The organism is Peribacillus sp. NPDC097264, from assembly GCF_050277925.1.
In the GTDB taxonomy this organism is placed as follows: Bacteria; Bacillota; Bacilli; order Bacillales; family DSM-1321; genus Peribacillus.
The window spans coordinates 66,744-82,147 of record NZ_JBNNSR010000008.1; the positions used below are offsets into that span (position 1 = coordinate 66,744).

Here is a 15,404-nt window from a genome sequence, read left to right on the forward strand (position 1 = left end):
AATCGAATATAACCATGAGCATTTTTTTACAAAAGGGAAATTACTCCAACTTATTCTGCAAATATTGTGATATTCTATTGTGATATCATCTAGAAAGTTTGTGGATTGGTAGGAGGATTCTTGAATGGAGATACAAAAAACCGTTGTTCAAAAACAAAAAAAGTCATTATTCTTATTTTTTTTCACCATGGGAATCGTTCTCGTTGCCTTCAATTTACGCCCGGCCATCACTTCAGTGGGACCGTTAGTCGGTGTGATTCAGGCTGATCTTGGACTTGCCCATTGGAGTGCAGGGCTTTTGATGAGCGTTCCATTAATTACGTTTGCCATCATGTCGCCTATCGTTCCCAAAATCGCCAATCGCTTAACAAACGAGAAGACATTGTTGGTGGGGTTGTGCGTTCTGCTGATCGGGGTTTGCATTCGGTCGGTTTCGATGTCAGTCTTTCTCTTTTTTGGTACCGTTTTCATTGGTATGGGAATCTCCATCGGAAATGTTCTGTTGCCCGTCGTGATAAAAGATAAATTCCCGCAGAAATTCGGTTTGATGACCAGTGTCTATTCTACGTCCATGGGGTTGGTTGCTTCTCTGGCATCAGGACTCAGCGTACCATTAGCCAGTGGATTGAACCTTGGTTGGCAAGGGGCCCTGATTGTCTGGGGAATCCCGGCCGTCTTGGCCATATTGATCTGGGTGTACCTCATCAGATTGGATCAAGGAAAAGGCATTCCCATTAAAAGTGTGAGCTTAAGCGCTACGAAAATCTGGCGCTCACCACTTGCTTGGCAAATCGCGTTATTCATGGGATTTCAATCGTTTTTATTTTATGTCACGATTACATGGTTACCTGAAATCTTGATCAGTCATGGGATAAGCAGGGGGACGGCTGGATGGTTGCTATCATTTACGCAAATCATCGGGTTGCCTTCAAGCTTCTTCATCCCTGTTCTCGCCGCACGACTTACCTCCCAGGTGTGGGTAGCATTCGGGCTCGGGTTATGCTCGGTTGTCGGATATGCAGGGTTATGGTTTGGATCTTCTTTTCCTATCCTCATCATCAGTATCACGTTAATCGGTATCGCATTGGGAGGGAATTTCCCGTTGGCGCTAAGTTATATAGGCATTCGCGCACGGAATGCGAGGCGAGCTGCCGAGTTATCGGGAATGGCCCAATCAACAGGCTATCTACTTGCAGCCGTAGGACCGATATTCATTGGATACTTGTTCGATGTGGCTCAAGATTGGACCATTCCGCTTTTTGCACTTATCCTTATCTCTGCATTAGTCATGATATTCGGGATGAGTTCCGGAAGGGCCCGTCATGTGGAATAAACCAAAAGGGGTAAGTACACCGAAATTGAATAAATAGTAAAAGGCAGAAACGTTAATTTAACAACATTTCTGCCTCTTTATTTTTTGCTGGAATAAGGACTTATTAGACAGCCCCTTTTATTTATTTAGCAAATCTTTATTTTTGTTGTATACACTTTTGAATAAAAGATACAAAGGTATCAATATGGCAATAATGACCAAGACCTAAGGTTAGGTTAATGCTGGGCCTTTTCCAACGCCAGTTTCATTCCAAATCCGATTAGCACAATGCCTGTGATGCCCTCAAAAACCTTTTGAGTTCGCGGTCTTTTCATGAAAGCACTGATCTGGTTAAGTAAGTAGATATAGAAGAAGAACCAGAGCGCAGTCAGTCCGGTGTAAGTGGCACCCATCAATAGAAATGGCAGGAATGTATCCTGTCCGGGATTCACGAATTGTGGGAGAAATGTTAGAAAGAACACGGCCACTTTCGGATTGAGCAAATTGGTCAGGAACCCTTGTTTAAAACAAGACTTGCTTCCGTATTTATCTTCATCCTTCCTTTCATCGGTTACTGCCACTTCCTTATTCCTCAATCCCCATAATGTCTTGATGCCTAGATAAATCAAGTACACGGCCCCGACATATTTAAAGATGGAAAATAATAAAGCTGATTTGACGATGATTGCTGAAAGTCCTAAGACAGCGGCGGATGTATGAATGAGCAAGGCACAACACGTACCAAGCATCGTTTGGAGGCCACCCGTTTTTCCAATCGAAAAGGTGTTCTTAGTCGCAATCGCCGTATCAGGACCGGGCAATAGGATGAGAAGAATGCACATCATGATAAATAAATAATAGTTTTCCATGTGAGAAACCGCCCATCTTCATTTGATTATTCTGATAATTCATCATTTAATGTACCATAGATCATTCTGGAAGAGGATAGGTAAATGAAATATTACATCGTACCCTGTATTTGTTTGCTATACTGTAAGCAAACTGATTGAAGAAGATAATCCGACGTTCCAAAGGAGAACTTAATCCATGCAAACTTTAGAACATGTATCCAACCATATCGTTTACCTGACGCGAGTGGAGGTAACCGACCGGCCAATTTTGGTCGCTGTTTCAGGAGCGAAGAAAACGCTCATCATTGATGCGGGGAATTCTGTTTTACATGCGCAACTTTTTCAAGCTGAATTGGCGAAGATCGATTGGAGTGGGGACATGCTTGTTCTTACTCATTCTCATTGGGATCATGTATTCGGATTGGGACATGTGGACATTCCCGTGATTTGCCAGGAACGAACGTACCGAAACGTGAAAGAGATGCAGTCTCTTTCTTGGGACGATCACGCATTAGATCAACGGGTCGAGGAAGGAATCGAGATTCCATTTTGTGCCGATGCCATTAAATTGGAGTTCGGTTCGAAGCGGGATATCTCGAAGAAGCTTCCTGATATTGTTTTTGAAAAGTCACTAACAATCGATCTTGGGGATATCACATGCATCGTTGAACACGTAGGTGGGGATCACGCCGCTGATTCTTGCATCGTGTATGTCCCAGAGGAAAAGACCTTAATGCTGGGAGATTGCCTGTATGCCAATCTTTATGCGGATAAATGGAATTATACCGCTGAAGAAGCCTTGAGGCTCGTTGAGAAGATTGAATCCTATGATGCCGATACGTATATCCTTTCCCATCATGATCAGCCTTGCACGAAGCAGGAAATGGAGCAGGAGTTCAAGTTATTCAAAGATTGTGCCAGCCTTGTCGGCAAACATCAGGGGGATCAAGCAGCAATGGAGCGGGAACTGGCGACGAAGCTTAACCGTGATCTAACCGAAAGTGAAAGGGAGACAGTGGGCTTCTTTGTAAATGGCTATGCTGATTGATATGAAAGACACAAAAAAAGTCGAGTTCCTGTAACAGGAGTCGACTTTTTTTGTGTCTTATTCTGCTTTCACCAGAATTTCTTTCTTCCCATAAATCCGGTAAAGAATCAAGGCGAACACCATTCCGACGAATGAGATGGAAGAAATCGAAAGATAAAGGACTTTTCCTCCAAAAGCACCGTAGATGGCGCCCCCTACATATGAGGCGAGAATTCCCGATACCCCAAAGAACAGCAAGGCCAATATCGTCTGACCAGTGGCACGCCATTCGGCTGGGACGATCCGGTACAAATACTGTATGGCCGCCGAGTAGAAAATCGGGAAGGTTAACAGTTGCAGGATCTGCAAGTAAGCTAGCAGGTGCGGGTCGGTTAACCAGGCCGAGACGAAATACCGAATGAAGAAAAATGCGGCCGCGAATGAGATGATGATGATTTCCTTCCCTTTGCGAAGCCACCAGAAGCTTAAGGCAAACACGACAATTTCACTTCCGGCCGCCAAGAACCATGTGAGACCCACGAGAGTGGTACTTCCACCAAGTTCCCGAATGTACACACCAAGGAACGTATCGTTCATCCTGGCTGGAACGGCACATATAAAGACCAGTAAGAGGAATAGCAGCGTTTCTTTATTACTGAAAAAGTGCTTGAGCGTTTTCATCGTGACGGGCTTCCCGGAAACGGGAGCATCGGGCATCATCCAGATGATGACAAAACCGATAATGGCAATGCCAGAAAAGAGCCAAGCTAGACTAGTAGCACCGAAATGGGACATGACATAGCCGGTAATCAATGAGATTACGGCATATCCTAAAGCACCGTATGTACGGATGGAGCCATAACTGATTCCATTCGATTCTGCAATCGTGAAATTGAGGCTTTCCGTAAGCGGGTCAATCGGCATCAGGAAAAAGTATAGCAACATGGCAAATAGAATCAGGTGGAGATAGCTTCCCGAATCGTACAAGAAATACCCGAGTATGCTTGAGCAGAGAATCAGCAACAACAGGACTTTGCGAATGGTCTTTGTTTTGTCGCTGATCATTCCCCACAAAGGTTGAGTGATCAAAGTCACAAACCCGCCCGTACCGATGATGAAACCGATTTGACCTGGCGATAGACCTTGATCATCCAGATAGACCGGAAGAAAGGGAATGAAAATGGCAAGTAAACCAAAGTATAAAAAGTTAAAGCTTCTTAGTAGTCGTAATGTTTTCATAAAATGTAATAGTACCCCACATATTCTATAGATTGATGTCCACTCAACTTTTTTATTGTAACATTCCTATAATTAATTGAAATCATAGATTTATTTATTCCTATATTTAGTTCCATGTTGTAAGTATTTTTTACCATTTTATACTTTGTATGGGGACTCATGATATAATTAACGACAGAAAATGAGGCAGGGAGTTGGGGGTTTGGACCAAAATGCAAAAGTTGTTCAAGAGTTACAGGAACTTAAACAAAAGGTTGCATCTCTTGAAAACTTATTAATTACTGGAAGAAAAGAGAATGCAGGCCCCGGCCGTACTTTTATGGATGCTGTTTTATCGTTATTATTCGGATTATTTGTTGTAGGACCGGTTGTCGTAGTAGTTATCGGGGTTTTAATGATAGTCATGTCAGGGTTAGGGAAAGGGTTTTAAGTACCTTTTTTTAGCTTGTCACGTTATAAATTTTTCTTGTATAGGGTTTTGTCCTCCAAGAATAAAGATTTTGACATAATCATAGCTTTTAAATACGATAGATGAATACATGATTCATATGAAAAGATATGGGGTAAATCCTATAATATAAATTCAATAAAAAAACGGAGTAAGCTATGAAAAAAAACATGAAAATCCTTTACCCATTAAGTTATTTATTATTGTTTATCCTTACTAGTTTCATATACTCCATCATCAATCAATTGCCGAGTGATGCGGTCGATGTCACGACGAAAATAGATGAGGGGATTCCCTTTATCAAGGAATTCATCATTCCTTACTTACTTTGGTATCCGTTTATGTATGGATTATTGATTTATTATTGCTTTGTTGACCGAAAGCAATATTTCGTGGCGATAAGCAGTTTGATATCCGGTAAATTGATTTGTTTTGTCGTCTATGTTTTCTGGCAAACGACTGTACCGCGGCCGGACGTGGTCGGGGACGATATCTTTGCAAACCTGGTCCGTTTCATTTATATGCATGACCAGCCTGTCAACTGTCTACCTAGTATTCATGTAATGACGACGTTTATCATGATGATCATCGTATATAACAGAAAAGAGGACTTCAAGCGGGAATACGCATGTGTGACGGTTATGGGTACCCTTATTATCCTCTCCACATTATTCACGAAACAGCATGCCATCCTGGATGCATTGGCAGGGATTCTTGTCGCCTGTGCGGTATATGCTGCTGCCCAGTTTATGTTCAATGGTGGAATGAGCGTTCAGGTTAACCACATTAGAACAGCTCGAATGAAAAATAGAATGAAAAATAGTGACCTATAAAAAAATAGTAAGGACTGTCTTCATAGTGGGCAGTCCTTTTTGCGATTGTTGCAAGCCTTCGATGGGCAATCATCCTAAATGAAGTTGTTTCTTTGCGCCGCGTCTATATAGTTCCTTGCAGAGGTCTTTGTATTGGAAAATAGATAAATTCCCGCTCACGTATTCTTTTTGAATGTAATCTAATAATTCATCAGCATGAAAAGGCTTTTGGTGTGTTTCTTGAATATAGTGCAAAATTAAAACTTCTATTGTCAGTTCACTCACCTAACATTTCTATTGGATTTTTTATCTTTAACAATATAACATGGAAAATATAGTAAGATTAGTTTTTAGAAAATTTAAACTACCGACATTTTCATACAATTAAAGACAGAAAGAGTGGTGGGGATTTAAATGGATGAAAAAGGCCTGGTTATTCAACCAAGCCTTTTTAGTACTTCCTTCGTGTATATTGTAGTGTTTTTTAGTTATTGCTCTTCTTAATGGGAGAATCGCCTTTTTCCCATGTCGTAGGGCCTTCATCGCTCGGGACGAATTTATTCCAATATGCCCCTGACGTCTTATCAAAGATGATCATATTATTTTCATTTACAGGGACTAATTCATATCGATCTTCATGACTTGCACCCTTTGAATCTTCTTTAGATGAGGCCATCAGAAATAAACCTAGGATTGTAAAACCCATGATGATGGCCACCCCGATGATTAATGAGGAACTATTTTTCATACTCACCCTCCATATGTATCCATTATCTAACATTTATTATATAGTCTTTCCACCCTTTAGAGTGGATTTTCTTTTGAATAACTTCATGAAAAACAAAACCCCCATCTCAGTAACGAGATGGGGGAGAAGTAATTACATTTCAGTGTCTAGTTTAACAGATGTTTCGTTGTATTGTTCTTTATCCAGGTCATGCGTGATTTTACTAGTCAGCACACCTGACGTCATGCTTCCGCTAACGTTCAAGGCGGTTCTACCCATGTCGATTAATGGTTCAACCGAAATTAATAGTCCTGCCAAGGCTACCGGTAAGTCCATTGCGGAAAGGACGAGGATGGCTGCGAATGTTGCACCGCCACCGACACCTGCCACTCCAAAGGAACTGATGGCCACAATAAGGATCAAAGTGGCGATAAAGGATGGAGAAAGCGGATCGATTCCCACTGTCGGTGCAATCATGACGGCAAGCATGGCTGGATAAATACCAGCACACCCATTTTGTCCGATGGATAACCCGAATGATCCGGCAAAGTTGGCAATCCCTTCAGAGACACCTAGTTGCTTTTGCGTTTGAATGTTCATAGGTAGTGCACCTGCACTCGATCTAGCTGTGAAAGCGAATGACAAGACAGGGAATGCTTTTCTTAAATAAGTGATTGGATTCAATCCTGCAATCATCAGCAATAGCAGATGAATCAAGAACATCACGATAAGGGCTACATAAGAAGCTCCCACGAATTTTCCTAATTTAAGGATGGCATCGAGGTCACTCGTTGCGACCGTAGTTGTCATGATCGCCAAGATTCCATAAGGAGTCAAGCGTAAAATTAACGTCACCACTCGCATAATGATACTGTGCAGGGCATCGACGATTTTAGAGAAAAACTCTGCGTGTTCAGGCTGTTTTCTTTTAACCCCTAGATAGGCGATACCAAGAAATGCAGCAAAGATGACCACTGAAATCGTAGAAGTCGAGCGAGCACCCGTTAAATCAAGAAACGGATTGGCTGGAATTAACTCGATGATTTGTTGTGGCATCGACATTTTATCTTCGATGGTACCCGTTTTTTCCGTTATTTCAGCACCACGGCTCGTTTCTGCATCACCTTGTTCAATTTGAACGGCTTCCAAATCGAATACTGTGGCCGATGTAATACCGATGGCTGCTGCAATGGCAGTCGTTCCAAGCAAGATCCCGATGATCAAGACACTGATTTTACCGATATTGCTTGTAAGCTTCAATCTCGTGAATGCCGACAAAATCGAAATGAATACAAGCGGCATAACGATCATTTGTAGAAATTTCACGTAACCCGAACCTACGATGCTAAACCAATCGGTCGATTTCACGATTGCAACCGAACCAGGTTCATAGAAGTACTGCAAAAGCAGACCGAATATGATCCCTAACCCTAGTGCCGTAAACACTCTTTTCGTAAAGGAAATATGTTTTTTGTTCATATAAAATAGAAGGCCCAACAGGACAATCATTATGGCGATATTCAGAAAAACATAACCAATCATTTTAAATCCTCCCCAATTCCTATTAATCTACTCTGAATAATAAATACTAGAGTATGATACATCATTTATTACTATTTTACCAGCGATAAATAGTATGATTTAAAGATATTTTTTTTGAAGGGTAGAAATGGAGGGGGTTGGAGGTGAAATTCTTTTTTAGGAAGTCAGCACTTCAAAGGGGCAATCATCCCGAATGTAAAAAATACTCCTCGGTTAAAAGGAGTATTCAGGTATTTAGTTCCCTAATTTTTCAATTTGGTTGGTCAGGCTTGTAATGTTATCAATCGTCTTCATGATTTCCGAATCTTCAAGGACCGCAGGATCCAATGTCCCATCTTCCATATTTTTTAGATATAAATCGATTCCGTCTTGAAGCTGTTGGTTGGAACTGACGATTTTATCGTGAATGCCATCAGCGATTTGGGGCGGTTCGGTTTCATTGAATTCTTCGATTTCCGTTTTCATCGTTTGCAGTTCATTCTCAAGTGTCTTCATTGCCTCCTTGTCGGTGACAGCATCCTTAGAGAGGGCGGGCACTTCATTGGCAAACTCTTTTACGGTACCGACATAGCTTGTTGCGGTATCGGCATAGTCTAATGATGAATTGACTTCCCCTAGAAGCGAGCAGCCGGTTAATAAGATAAGTGATGTACATAGCATAAGTATTTTTTTCATGTTTTTCCTCCTGTATGGTTTATTAAATGGGCAAGAACCTTTTCTTATAGATGGCCGCAATGGAATTGAGAATAAAGGTAGGGATTTTCTTGGGAAAGTAGGGCCTCCTATAGAAAAGGTGGAATACGCGTTTTAAATCATGCCATTGCTTGCAGGATTTTGTCTGTCGGAACCGCGCAAGATCGATAATCTTCACTTTCTTATCGGACGTTATCAAGATGTTCCGTAAATGGATATCGGATGGATTCAAGCCTACCTTTCTGGCCAAGTTCAGGGCATGATCGATTTCCTTCACCTTTTCTTCCGTTACCGGGATGCCCATCGTCAAATGTTCAAAAAGCGTGTGACCCTCGATGTAATCAATCACGAGGTAACGCTCCCCTGCATCGAATAGGGTCGGGTAGTACTCGATATGCTGAACGGCCCGGTAAATATCCGCTTCTATTTTAGCCGTGTGGGTATGAGCCGGGAAAAATACTTTCAAGGCTAGGTCGGTATCTTGGATTCTAAATACATATGCGCTTCGTCCTTTGCCGATTAGCGACAATGAATCATCGGCCTCAATCAATGTATGGTTTTTATCGTTCGCGATTTTCACACTTTGAGCCAACCTATAATATTGTGACAACTCCTTCACACCTCTCCAAAAGATTGATGATACAAAAAAAGACGGTATAACCGATTATCTTGGTTATACCGTCTTAGATACGAAAAAGACCTCACCAAAAAATCGGCAAGGTCTTGCAAACAACTGTAAATTAGTTGCCAATAAAGCCGAGGATGGACATCCTGTACTGACGACTTTACTGTATAGCTACTCCCCTTAACAGAAGAATTCATTTATTTAGTTACATTACAGTAAGTATAGAGGATATCATGCTCATGGGTCAAATTTAAGAATCTGAAAAGAGTCAGTCCCAAATAGGAGATAACAGATTTTTGCCGAATAGAATAGATGTTGGTAATCATGTTGTTTGTAGATAAATATGAAGGGAAACCTATTTTGATTCCAAATCTAAAGAAAAAACATTCCCTCCACCCGTAAGGATAGGTAAACGAATGAAAAAGGGGTTCATTTATGAGATATAACTATGATCTGAAGCGGATAGGATGGATGCTCTTTGCTTTTGGGGTATTTGTTTTCGTGCTATTCAAAACCGTTGAGAATTTCCAAGAATATAAAGAGCTGAAGCGAGAGGATGAAAGCGAACCGATGACGGCCGTGGTTTATGAAAAAACGGCGGCACAGGACCTATTGTATGGAAAAACGTATTACATGGTTTTACTCAATGAAAAACTCACAGGTAAGGTTGCTTGGAATTTGGATATTGGACAGAGGGCGTATGTGGAGAAAGAGGAATTTGACAAACTCGAAATCGGAGATACGGTTAGCGGATTCAAAATCGATGGTACTTTTCATAATCAAGAGGATTTAAAGGGGGAGTATTCTTCCTATTATATTGGCCTGGCTTTCGTCAGCATTTATATCTTTGGTTATATCTCGTATTGGTTGAGTAAAGTTAAGTTTGTGGTAACCTTTTTTCATCGGATGGAGCAAAAAAGACTGTTCAATTCTTTATTAGGCGTCCTTTTATATGGTTTGTTTTACGGGGGCATGCTTTTAGGTCTATCATTCGGGTTCTATCATATGGGTCAAATGGCGATGAACGCCTATGATAAATATACGGATGAGGACCGAATCGAAACTACAGCCGTTGTGACCGATCACTTTGCCGACCTGGATGTAGGCCGTTATGCAGATAGTGATTATTTTTTGGCACTCAGCTTTGAGAATCAAGCGAGCGAGACCGTGTACGTGACGAAAGAAGTCACAAGCCATACCTACCATGCTTATAAAGATCAGCCGGTCCCGATTTCTTACAGTGAAGAGAATCCATACAAAATATATCTTCAAATGAGCTGGGAAGACGTTTTTCAAATTATGATGACGAATGAGATGTTGATGTATTATCTTGTCTGTTTTATTACGGTGGCCATGATCTATGTGTTCATATGCTGGAGACGCTATAAAAAGACAGGTTCCTACTTTCCTATAAAGAAGGGAAATCCCCCACTTTCTAAGTGAGGGGATTTTTGGCTTGATACTTTTTTAAGCGGTATTGTAGGCTTTGCCGGCTAATATTCAAGGCTTTCGCGGCTTGTGAGATGTTCTGGTCATGTTCTTTTAATACCTTTTCCAAATAGAGCTTTTCTGTATGCGCAATATAATCTTCAAGAGGGAGCGTTCCCACGGGAGGGATGGGATCCACAATGCTTTTTGGTTCCGCTTCTTCCCTATTCGCTTTCTTTTTGAAGAGAGTGGGAAGGTGCGAGATTTCTATGTTCTTATCGCCAGGCTCTAGCAAATTCATGGCCCCTTCGATGATATGTTCAAGTTCCCTCACGTTTCCATGCCAGTCATAATCATAAAAAAGTTCGTAGACTTCTTCACTGATTCCTTCGATGTCCAATTCGAAAAGCGCATTGAATTTATTAATGAACGATTGGGCGAGCAATGGAATATCCTCTTTCCGTTCCCGAAGCGGGGGTATGAATAAAGACACAACGCTTAAGCGGTAATAAAGATCCTTACGTAAATGGCCGTTTGATATGGCGTCAATCGGATCTTCATTGATGGTTGCGATGACGCGGACGTCGATATTCTTATCTTTCGTATCACCTACGCGACGAATCTTCCTTTCTTGAAGGGCCCGCAATAATTTTGCCTGTAAATTGGGGTTCAGGGAATTGATCTCATCTAGAAGGAGGGTGCCGCCTTCCGCTTGTTCGAACAATCCCGGTCGTTCGACGGAGCCGGTGAAGGCACCTTTCTTCGTTCCGAAAAGGATTCCCTCTATTAAACTATCAGGAAGTGCTGCACAGTTCTGGCTGATGAACGGGTGTTTGGAGCGACTGCTTCCATTATGGATGCTTTGTGCAAAAAGTTCCTTTCCCGTTCCGGTTTCCCCAACGATGAGGATGGTGGAAGAGGTTCTTGTCGAACGCTTGCTCATCTCGATGACCTCCAAGAAATTCGCACTGACACCTAGGATACAGTCAAAGGTATATTTGGTGTCGCCCTTATTTAATATATTATCCTTGATGATTCGTTCCAGGTTGGTAATATCCTTGGCTACTTCGATGGCCCCGATGATATTTTGACTGGTGTCGAATATCGGATAGGTATTATTGATGGTCGAGATTTCCTGCCCCAGGCTATTGAAGTAAGTCTGTTTCGAGTTTTCGGTTGCATGGCCGGAGTGAAGGGCCCTGACCAGTGTACTTTCCGTTTCTTCTTTGAACTTAAAGATGTCGTGAATCTTCTCTCCTAATACATCTTTTGAATCCATTCCCTCAATCTCCGCCATCTTTTTGTTATAGATGACCGTCAAGCCGTTCCTATCTATAATATGTATGCCTATATCAATCACATCCACAAGTGAATGGAGAATCGTTTGAAAACCTTCTATTCTCATCATCTGGTTTAAATCCATGAGGCACCTCCAGGTTTTTCCTTTTGTTGAAGCTAATTGTAAAGTAAATCCAATATTGGTGCAATTATTATTTGCACTGCAAGAATGCATGGCGGAAAGGTGCCAAATATTTTTGCGGATTTTATGAAAAAAATGGGTGAAACCCCTTTCCTGAAATATATTTTTTCTTTGAGTTAGGGTGTTTTTGATAGAGGCATTTATTTTTGGCATGGAACTTGCTGGTTGATAGATAGGGGGACCTGAACTGATTTTTCAATCCTGAAATATGCTACATCTTCATCTACAACGTAAATCATAGCGGAAACGCTTAAATCATAGGGGGGAATTTATATGAAAACTGTGACGGAAAAGGTTATTGAACAAACTGAACAATATGGGGCAAACAATTATCATCCACTTCCCATCGTCATATCAAAGGCAGAAGGAGTATGGGTAGAAGATCCAGAAGGAAACAAGTATATGGATATGCTTAGTGCCTATTCAGCCGTGAACCAAGGTCATCGGCACCCAAAAATCATTCAAGCGCTAAAAGACCAAGCGGATCGTGTAACGTTAACGTCCCGAGCGTTTCATAGTGATCAATTGGGTCCGTGGTACGAAAAGGTGGCCCATCTTACCCAAAAAGACATGGCCCTTCCGATGAACACGGGGGCTGAAGCAGTTGAAACGGCCATCAAGGCTGTTAGACGCTGGGGCTATGATGTAAAAGGAATCGCTGAAGACCAAGCGGAAATTATCGCTTGTATCGGCAACTTCCATGGCCGGACGATGACAGCCGTTTCTTTATCTTCCGATGATGAATATAGAAGGGGATTCGGGCCGATGTTGCCAGGAATCAAGTTGATTCCCTATGGTGACCTTGAGGCATTGAAAGCGGCCATCACACCGCAAACGGCTGGATTCCTGATTGAACCGATCCAAGGGGAAGCGGGCATCATCATTCCACCAGCCGGTTTCCTGAAAGCGGCATTTGAACTGTGTAAAGAAAATAATGTATTGTTCGTTTCGGACGAAATTCAGTCGGGCCTTGGCCGGTCAGGTAAAACATTCGCCTCCGATTGGGATCATGTTGTTCCTGATATGTACATTTTAGGCAAGGCACTTGGTGGTGGGGTTTTCCCAATCTCTTGCGTGGCGGCCAATCGTGACATCCTAGGCGTCTTCAATCCTGGTTCACATGGTTCTACATTTGGGGGCAATCCATTGGCTTGTGCGGTTTCCATCGCTTCCTTAGAGATTCTTGAAGAAGAGAAACTTGCGGAACGCTCGTTGGAATTAGGCGAATACTTTAAAGAAAGCTTGAATGAAATCAATAATCCAAAGATTAAAGATATACGGGGAAAAGGCTTATTTATCGGAGTGGAGTTAACGGTGGAGGCAAGGCCTTATTGTGAAAAATTAAAAGAAGAAAACTTACTGTGTAAGGAAACGCATGATACCGTGATCCGCTTTGCTCCGCCACTTGTGATTACGAAGGAAGAACTAGATTGGGCTATTGCCCGTATTAAAAAAGTTTTAGCTTAATGTCGCTTACTGATTCTGAGTCATGAAAAAAGGGTATTCCAAAAAAAAGCGTAGGCTTATCCATTTTGGAATGCTCTTTTTCGTCTGCAAGGATAAAGGAAATCCAAAATCAAAGCGGTACAAATGAAATGTGTTCATATAGGGGGGAGGAGAAAGAATGAATCATGACATCATTTATGTGAACGGAAAAATATTCACAGCCAATCCAACACAACCTTATGCAAGTGCTATGGCCATTCGTGATGGGCGCATACACTGGATTGGGGAAGAAGAAGAAACCAAAGGGATGACTGGAGAGCGCATGAACCTTCAAGGACGCCGGGTGTTGCCGGGGCTCATCGATGCACACTTGCATCCATTGTATCTAGCCGGGTCTTCCAAGCAAATTTCCTGTATGCCGCCTGTTGTCGAATCACTGGAAGATTTAATTGACGAAGTTCGTAAGGCAAGCGAATCACAAGATTCCGGGGGTTGGATAGAAGGATGGGGATATGATGAGGGGAAATTAAAAGAGCGTCGTTCGCCTTCACGCTGGGATTTAGATCAAGCCACGACGAAGGTTCCCGTTATCATCACGCGCACATGCACTCACATGGTTGTGGTCAACAGTAAGGCACTGGAACTCGCCGGCATCACCAAAGATACACCAGACCCAGTGGGTGGAAAAATTGATAGAGATCCGTACGGTGAACCGACGGGCGTTTTACGTGAAAACGCAAAAGATTTAGTCCAACAAGTAATGCCCGTACAAACTGTTGAGGAAGAAATAGAAGGACTTGTGGAATTAAGCCCAAAATTGCTATCGCACGGCATTACGGCCATTACGGATTTGATGGCAAAGCCTAAACCTGCGGATTATTTAGACATGTATCGTGCTGCTACGGAAAAGGGCATGAAGCAGCGTACAGTCCTGTATTACATATGGGAAACCATTAAGGACGATCCGATTTTAGCCAAGAACAAAACGAATAGAGACCAGGACAATCATATTGGAGGAATCAAGTTATTCGCCGATGGAAGCGTTTCTGGCCAAACGGCCTGGGTCAATCCGCCATTTTTAGGGGAAGGCGAGAACTATGGCATCCCGATGACCACTAAGGAGGAGTTGCTACTTGCCGGTCAAGCAGCCGAGGAGAATCGTATCCAATTGGTCATACATGCCATGGGTGAGCAGGCGATCGATTTAATCATTGATACCTTTCATGGCAAGAAGGGCTGGATGGAAGATGGCCCTTCCATCAGGATAGAGCATGCGGCCATGCCTTCTAGGAAGGCCCTTCAACAAGCGAGTGAAATGGGAATCGCATTCGTCCCACAACCGATCTTTCTCTACGCTGAAATTGAATCGTACCTTACTAACCTTGGGGCGGAGCGTACGAAGCAAACGTATCCAATTCGTTCCATGTTAGATGCGGGTATCATGGTGGCCTTCTCATCTGATGCACCTGCAACGGCGTGGGCAGATCCGGTCAACCCATTTGTCGGGATGATGGCAGCCGTCACACGTAAGGCCTATGATGGAACGGATACAGGGCAGGAACAACGCATAGACATTGAAACGGCCATCATGCTTTATACAAAAGCGGCACAGGAAGTCACGCGCATCCCGGATGTTGGCCAGCTTGCACCGGGCTTTCATGCCGACTTTATTGTCCTGGATAGGGACATTTTGACCATCAAACCGGAAGAAATAGGGGAAGTGCAGGTTGAAGAAGCGTATATGGCCGGTAAGAGGGTCTTTCAAAAGAAATAG

15 protein-coding genes are annotated in these 15,404 nt (G+C 42.5%); 7 read left to right on the forward strand and 8 right to left on the reverse strand.

The genetic code is table 11. From position 1 onward, the window contains the following. The first annotated feature begins 124 nt into the window (after window positions 1-124). Complete coding sequence (locus tag ACQKL0_RS14245; RefSeq protein ID WP_427688214.1) at window positions 125-1,333, forward strand: CynX/NimT family MFS transporter; 1,209 nt, start codon at window positions 125-127, stop codon at window positions 1,331-1,333. Window positions 1,334-1,548: 215 nt separating this feature from the next. Here the strand turns inward: ACQKL0_RS14245 and ACQKL0_RS14250 are convergent, their stop codons facing one another. Continuing rightward, on the reverse strand, window positions 1,549-2,181 hold the full coding sequence (locus ACQKL0_RS14250) for a LysE family translocator (protein WP_427688216.1): 633 nt from the start codon (window positions 2,179-2,181) through the stop codon (window positions 1,549-1,551). A 178-nt stretch (window positions 2,182-2,359) separates the two neighbouring features. Between ACQKL0_RS14250 and ACQKL0_RS14255 the strand changes: the two genes are divergently transcribed. After that, window positions 2,360-3,211, forward strand: a complete 852-nt coding sequence (locus ACQKL0_RS14255; protein ID WP_427688217.1) for an MBL fold metallo-hydrolase — start codon at window positions 2,360-2,362, stop codon at window positions 3,209-3,211. Between the two features lie 57 nt (window positions 3,212-3,268). On the opposite strand, the gene ACQKL0_RS14260 is transcribed toward ACQKL0_RS14255, so the two are convergent. Then, entirely contained in the window at window positions 3,269-4,429 is a 1,161-nt protein-coding gene (locus ACQKL0_RS14260; RefSeq protein ID WP_402873777.1) for an MFS transporter, read from the reverse strand. A gap of 202 nt (window positions 4,430-4,631) precedes the next feature. Here ACQKL0_RS14260 and ACQKL0_RS14265 point away from each other — a divergent pair, with 202 nt between their 5' ends. Both ACQKL0_RS14265 and ACQKL0_RS14270 read left to right on the forward strand, forming a co-directional pair. Next, window positions 4,632-4,859 (forward strand): hypothetical protein, encoded by a 228-nt coding sequence (locus ACQKL0_RS14265; RefSeq protein WP_427688220.1) that lies wholly within the window; start codon window positions 4,632-4,634, stop codon window positions 4,857-4,859. A gap of 176 nt (window positions 4,860-5,035) precedes the next feature. After that, entirely contained in the window at window positions 5,036-5,710 is a 675-nt protein-coding gene (locus ACQKL0_RS14270; protein WP_427688221.1) for a phosphatase PAP2 family protein, read from the forward strand. Between the two features lie 69 nt (window positions 5,711-5,779). Here ACQKL0_RS14270 and yppF read toward each other — a convergent pair whose 3' ends face one another. The 5 genes from yppF to ACQKL0_RS14295 form a co-directional block, all read right to left on the reverse strand. After that, on the reverse strand, window positions 5,780-5,974 hold the full coding sequence (gene yppF / locus ACQKL0_RS14275) for a YppF family protein (protein ID WP_427688223.1): 195 nt from the start codon (window positions 5,972-5,974) through the stop codon (window positions 5,780-5,782). 199 nt (window positions 5,975-6,173) lie between these two features. Continuing rightward, complete coding sequence (locus ACQKL0_RS14280) at window positions 6,174-6,437, reverse strand: hypothetical protein (RefSeq protein ID WP_402873788.1); 264 nt, start codon at window positions 6,435-6,437, stop codon at window positions 6,174-6,176. A gap of 132 nt (window positions 6,438-6,569) precedes the next feature. Continuing rightward, window positions 6,570-7,958: an L-cystine transporter gene (locus tag ACQKL0_RS14285; RefSeq protein ID WP_402957935.1), complete on the reverse strand. Its 1,389-nt coding sequence runs from the start codon at window positions 7,956-7,958 to the stop codon at window positions 6,570-6,572. Window positions 7,959-8,192: 234 nt separating this feature from the next. After that, window positions 8,193-8,633, reverse strand: a complete 441-nt coding sequence (locus tag ACQKL0_RS14290) for a DUF6376 family protein (RefSeq protein WP_407406924.1) — start codon at window positions 8,631-8,633, stop codon at window positions 8,193-8,195. Window positions 8,634-8,655: 22 nt separating this feature from the next. Further along, window positions 8,656-9,270 carry a protein kinase domain-containing protein gene (locus ACQKL0_RS14295; protein ID WP_407406926.1) on the reverse strand — a complete coding sequence of 205 codons (615 nt, stop codon included), beginning with the start codon at window positions 9,268-9,270 and terminating at the stop codon, window positions 8,656-8,658. A gap of 441 nt (window positions 9,271-9,711) precedes the next feature. On the opposite strand from ACQKL0_RS14295, the gene ACQKL0_RS14300 reads away from it, so the two are divergent. Then, window positions 9,712-10,719 carry a hypothetical protein gene (locus tag ACQKL0_RS14300; protein ID WP_427688225.1) on the forward strand — a complete coding sequence of 336 codons (1,008 nt, stop codon included), beginning with the start codon at window positions 9,712-9,714 and terminating at the stop codon, window positions 10,717-10,719. Here the strand turns inward: ACQKL0_RS14300 and ACQKL0_RS14305 are convergent. Then, window positions 10,712-12,127 carry a sigma-54 interaction domain-containing protein gene (locus tag ACQKL0_RS14305; protein ID WP_427688226.1) on the reverse strand — a complete coding sequence of 472 codons (1,416 nt, stop codon included), beginning with the start codon at window positions 12,125-12,127 and terminating at the stop codon, window positions 10,712-10,714. The genes ACQKL0_RS14300 and ACQKL0_RS14305 overlap by 8 nt on opposite strands. Window positions 12,128-12,457: 330 nt before the next feature. Here ACQKL0_RS14305 and ACQKL0_RS14310 point away from each other — a divergent pair, with 330 nt between their 5' ends. Together ACQKL0_RS14310 and ACQKL0_RS14315 are read left to right on the forward strand one after the other, a co-directional pair. Further along, window positions 12,458-13,651, forward strand: a complete 1,194-nt coding sequence (locus tag ACQKL0_RS14310) for an ornithine--oxo-acid transaminase (RefSeq protein ID WP_427688228.1) — start codon at window positions 12,458-12,460, stop codon at window positions 13,649-13,651. Between the two features lie 157 nt (window positions 13,652-13,808). Continuing rightward, on the forward strand, window positions 13,809-15,404 hold the full coding sequence (locus tag ACQKL0_RS14315) for an amidohydrolase (RefSeq protein WP_427688230.1): 1,596 nt from the start codon (window positions 13,809-13,811) through the stop codon (window positions 15,402-15,404).

Bases quoted from the DNA above. Each gene is read 5' to 3' on its own strand.
- ACQKL0_RS14245 (WP_427688214.1), top strand. From the start codon at position 125: ATGGAGATACAAAAAACCGTTGTTCAAAAACAAAAAAAGTCATTATTC.
- ACQKL0_RS14250 (WP_427688216.1), bottom strand. From the start codon at position 2,181: ATGGAAAACTATTATTTATTTATCATGATGTGCATTCTTCTCATCCTA.
- ACQKL0_RS14255 (WP_427688217.1), top strand. From the start codon at position 2,360: ATGCAAACTTTAGAACATGTATCCAACCATATCGTTTACCTGACGCGA.
- ACQKL0_RS14260 (WP_402873777.1), bottom strand. From the start codon at position 4,429: ATGAAAACATTACGACTACTAAGAAGCTTTAACTTTTTATACTTTGGT.
- ACQKL0_RS14270 (WP_427688221.1), top strand. From the start codon at position 5,036: ATGAAAAAAAACATGAAAATCCTTTACCCATTAAGTTATTTATTATTG.
- ACQKL0_RS14280 (WP_402873788.1), bottom strand. From the start codon at position 6,437: ATGAAAAATAGTTCCTCATTAATCATCGGGGTGGCCATCATCATGGGT.
- ACQKL0_RS14285 (WP_402957935.1), bottom strand. From the start codon at position 7,958: ATGATTGGTTATGTTTTTCTGAATATCGCCATAATGATTGTCCTGTTG.
- ACQKL0_RS14290 (WP_407406924.1), bottom strand. From the start codon at position 8,633: ATGAAAAAAATACTTATGCTATGTACATCACTTATCTTATTAACCGGC.
- ACQKL0_RS14300 (WP_427688225.1), top strand. From the start codon at position 9,712: ATGAGATATAACTATGATCTGAAGCGGATAGGATGGATGCTCTTTGCT.
- ACQKL0_RS14305 (WP_427688226.1), bottom strand. From the start codon at position 12,127: ATGGATTTAAACCAGATGATGAGAATAGAAGGTTTTCAAACGATTCTC.
- ACQKL0_RS14310 (WP_427688228.1), top strand. From the start codon at position 12,458: ATGAAAACTGTGACGGAAAAGGTTATTGAACAAACTGAACAATATGGG.
- ACQKL0_RS14315 (WP_427688230.1), top strand. From the start codon at position 13,809: ATGAATCATGACATCATTTATGTGAACGGAAAAATATTCACAGCCAAT.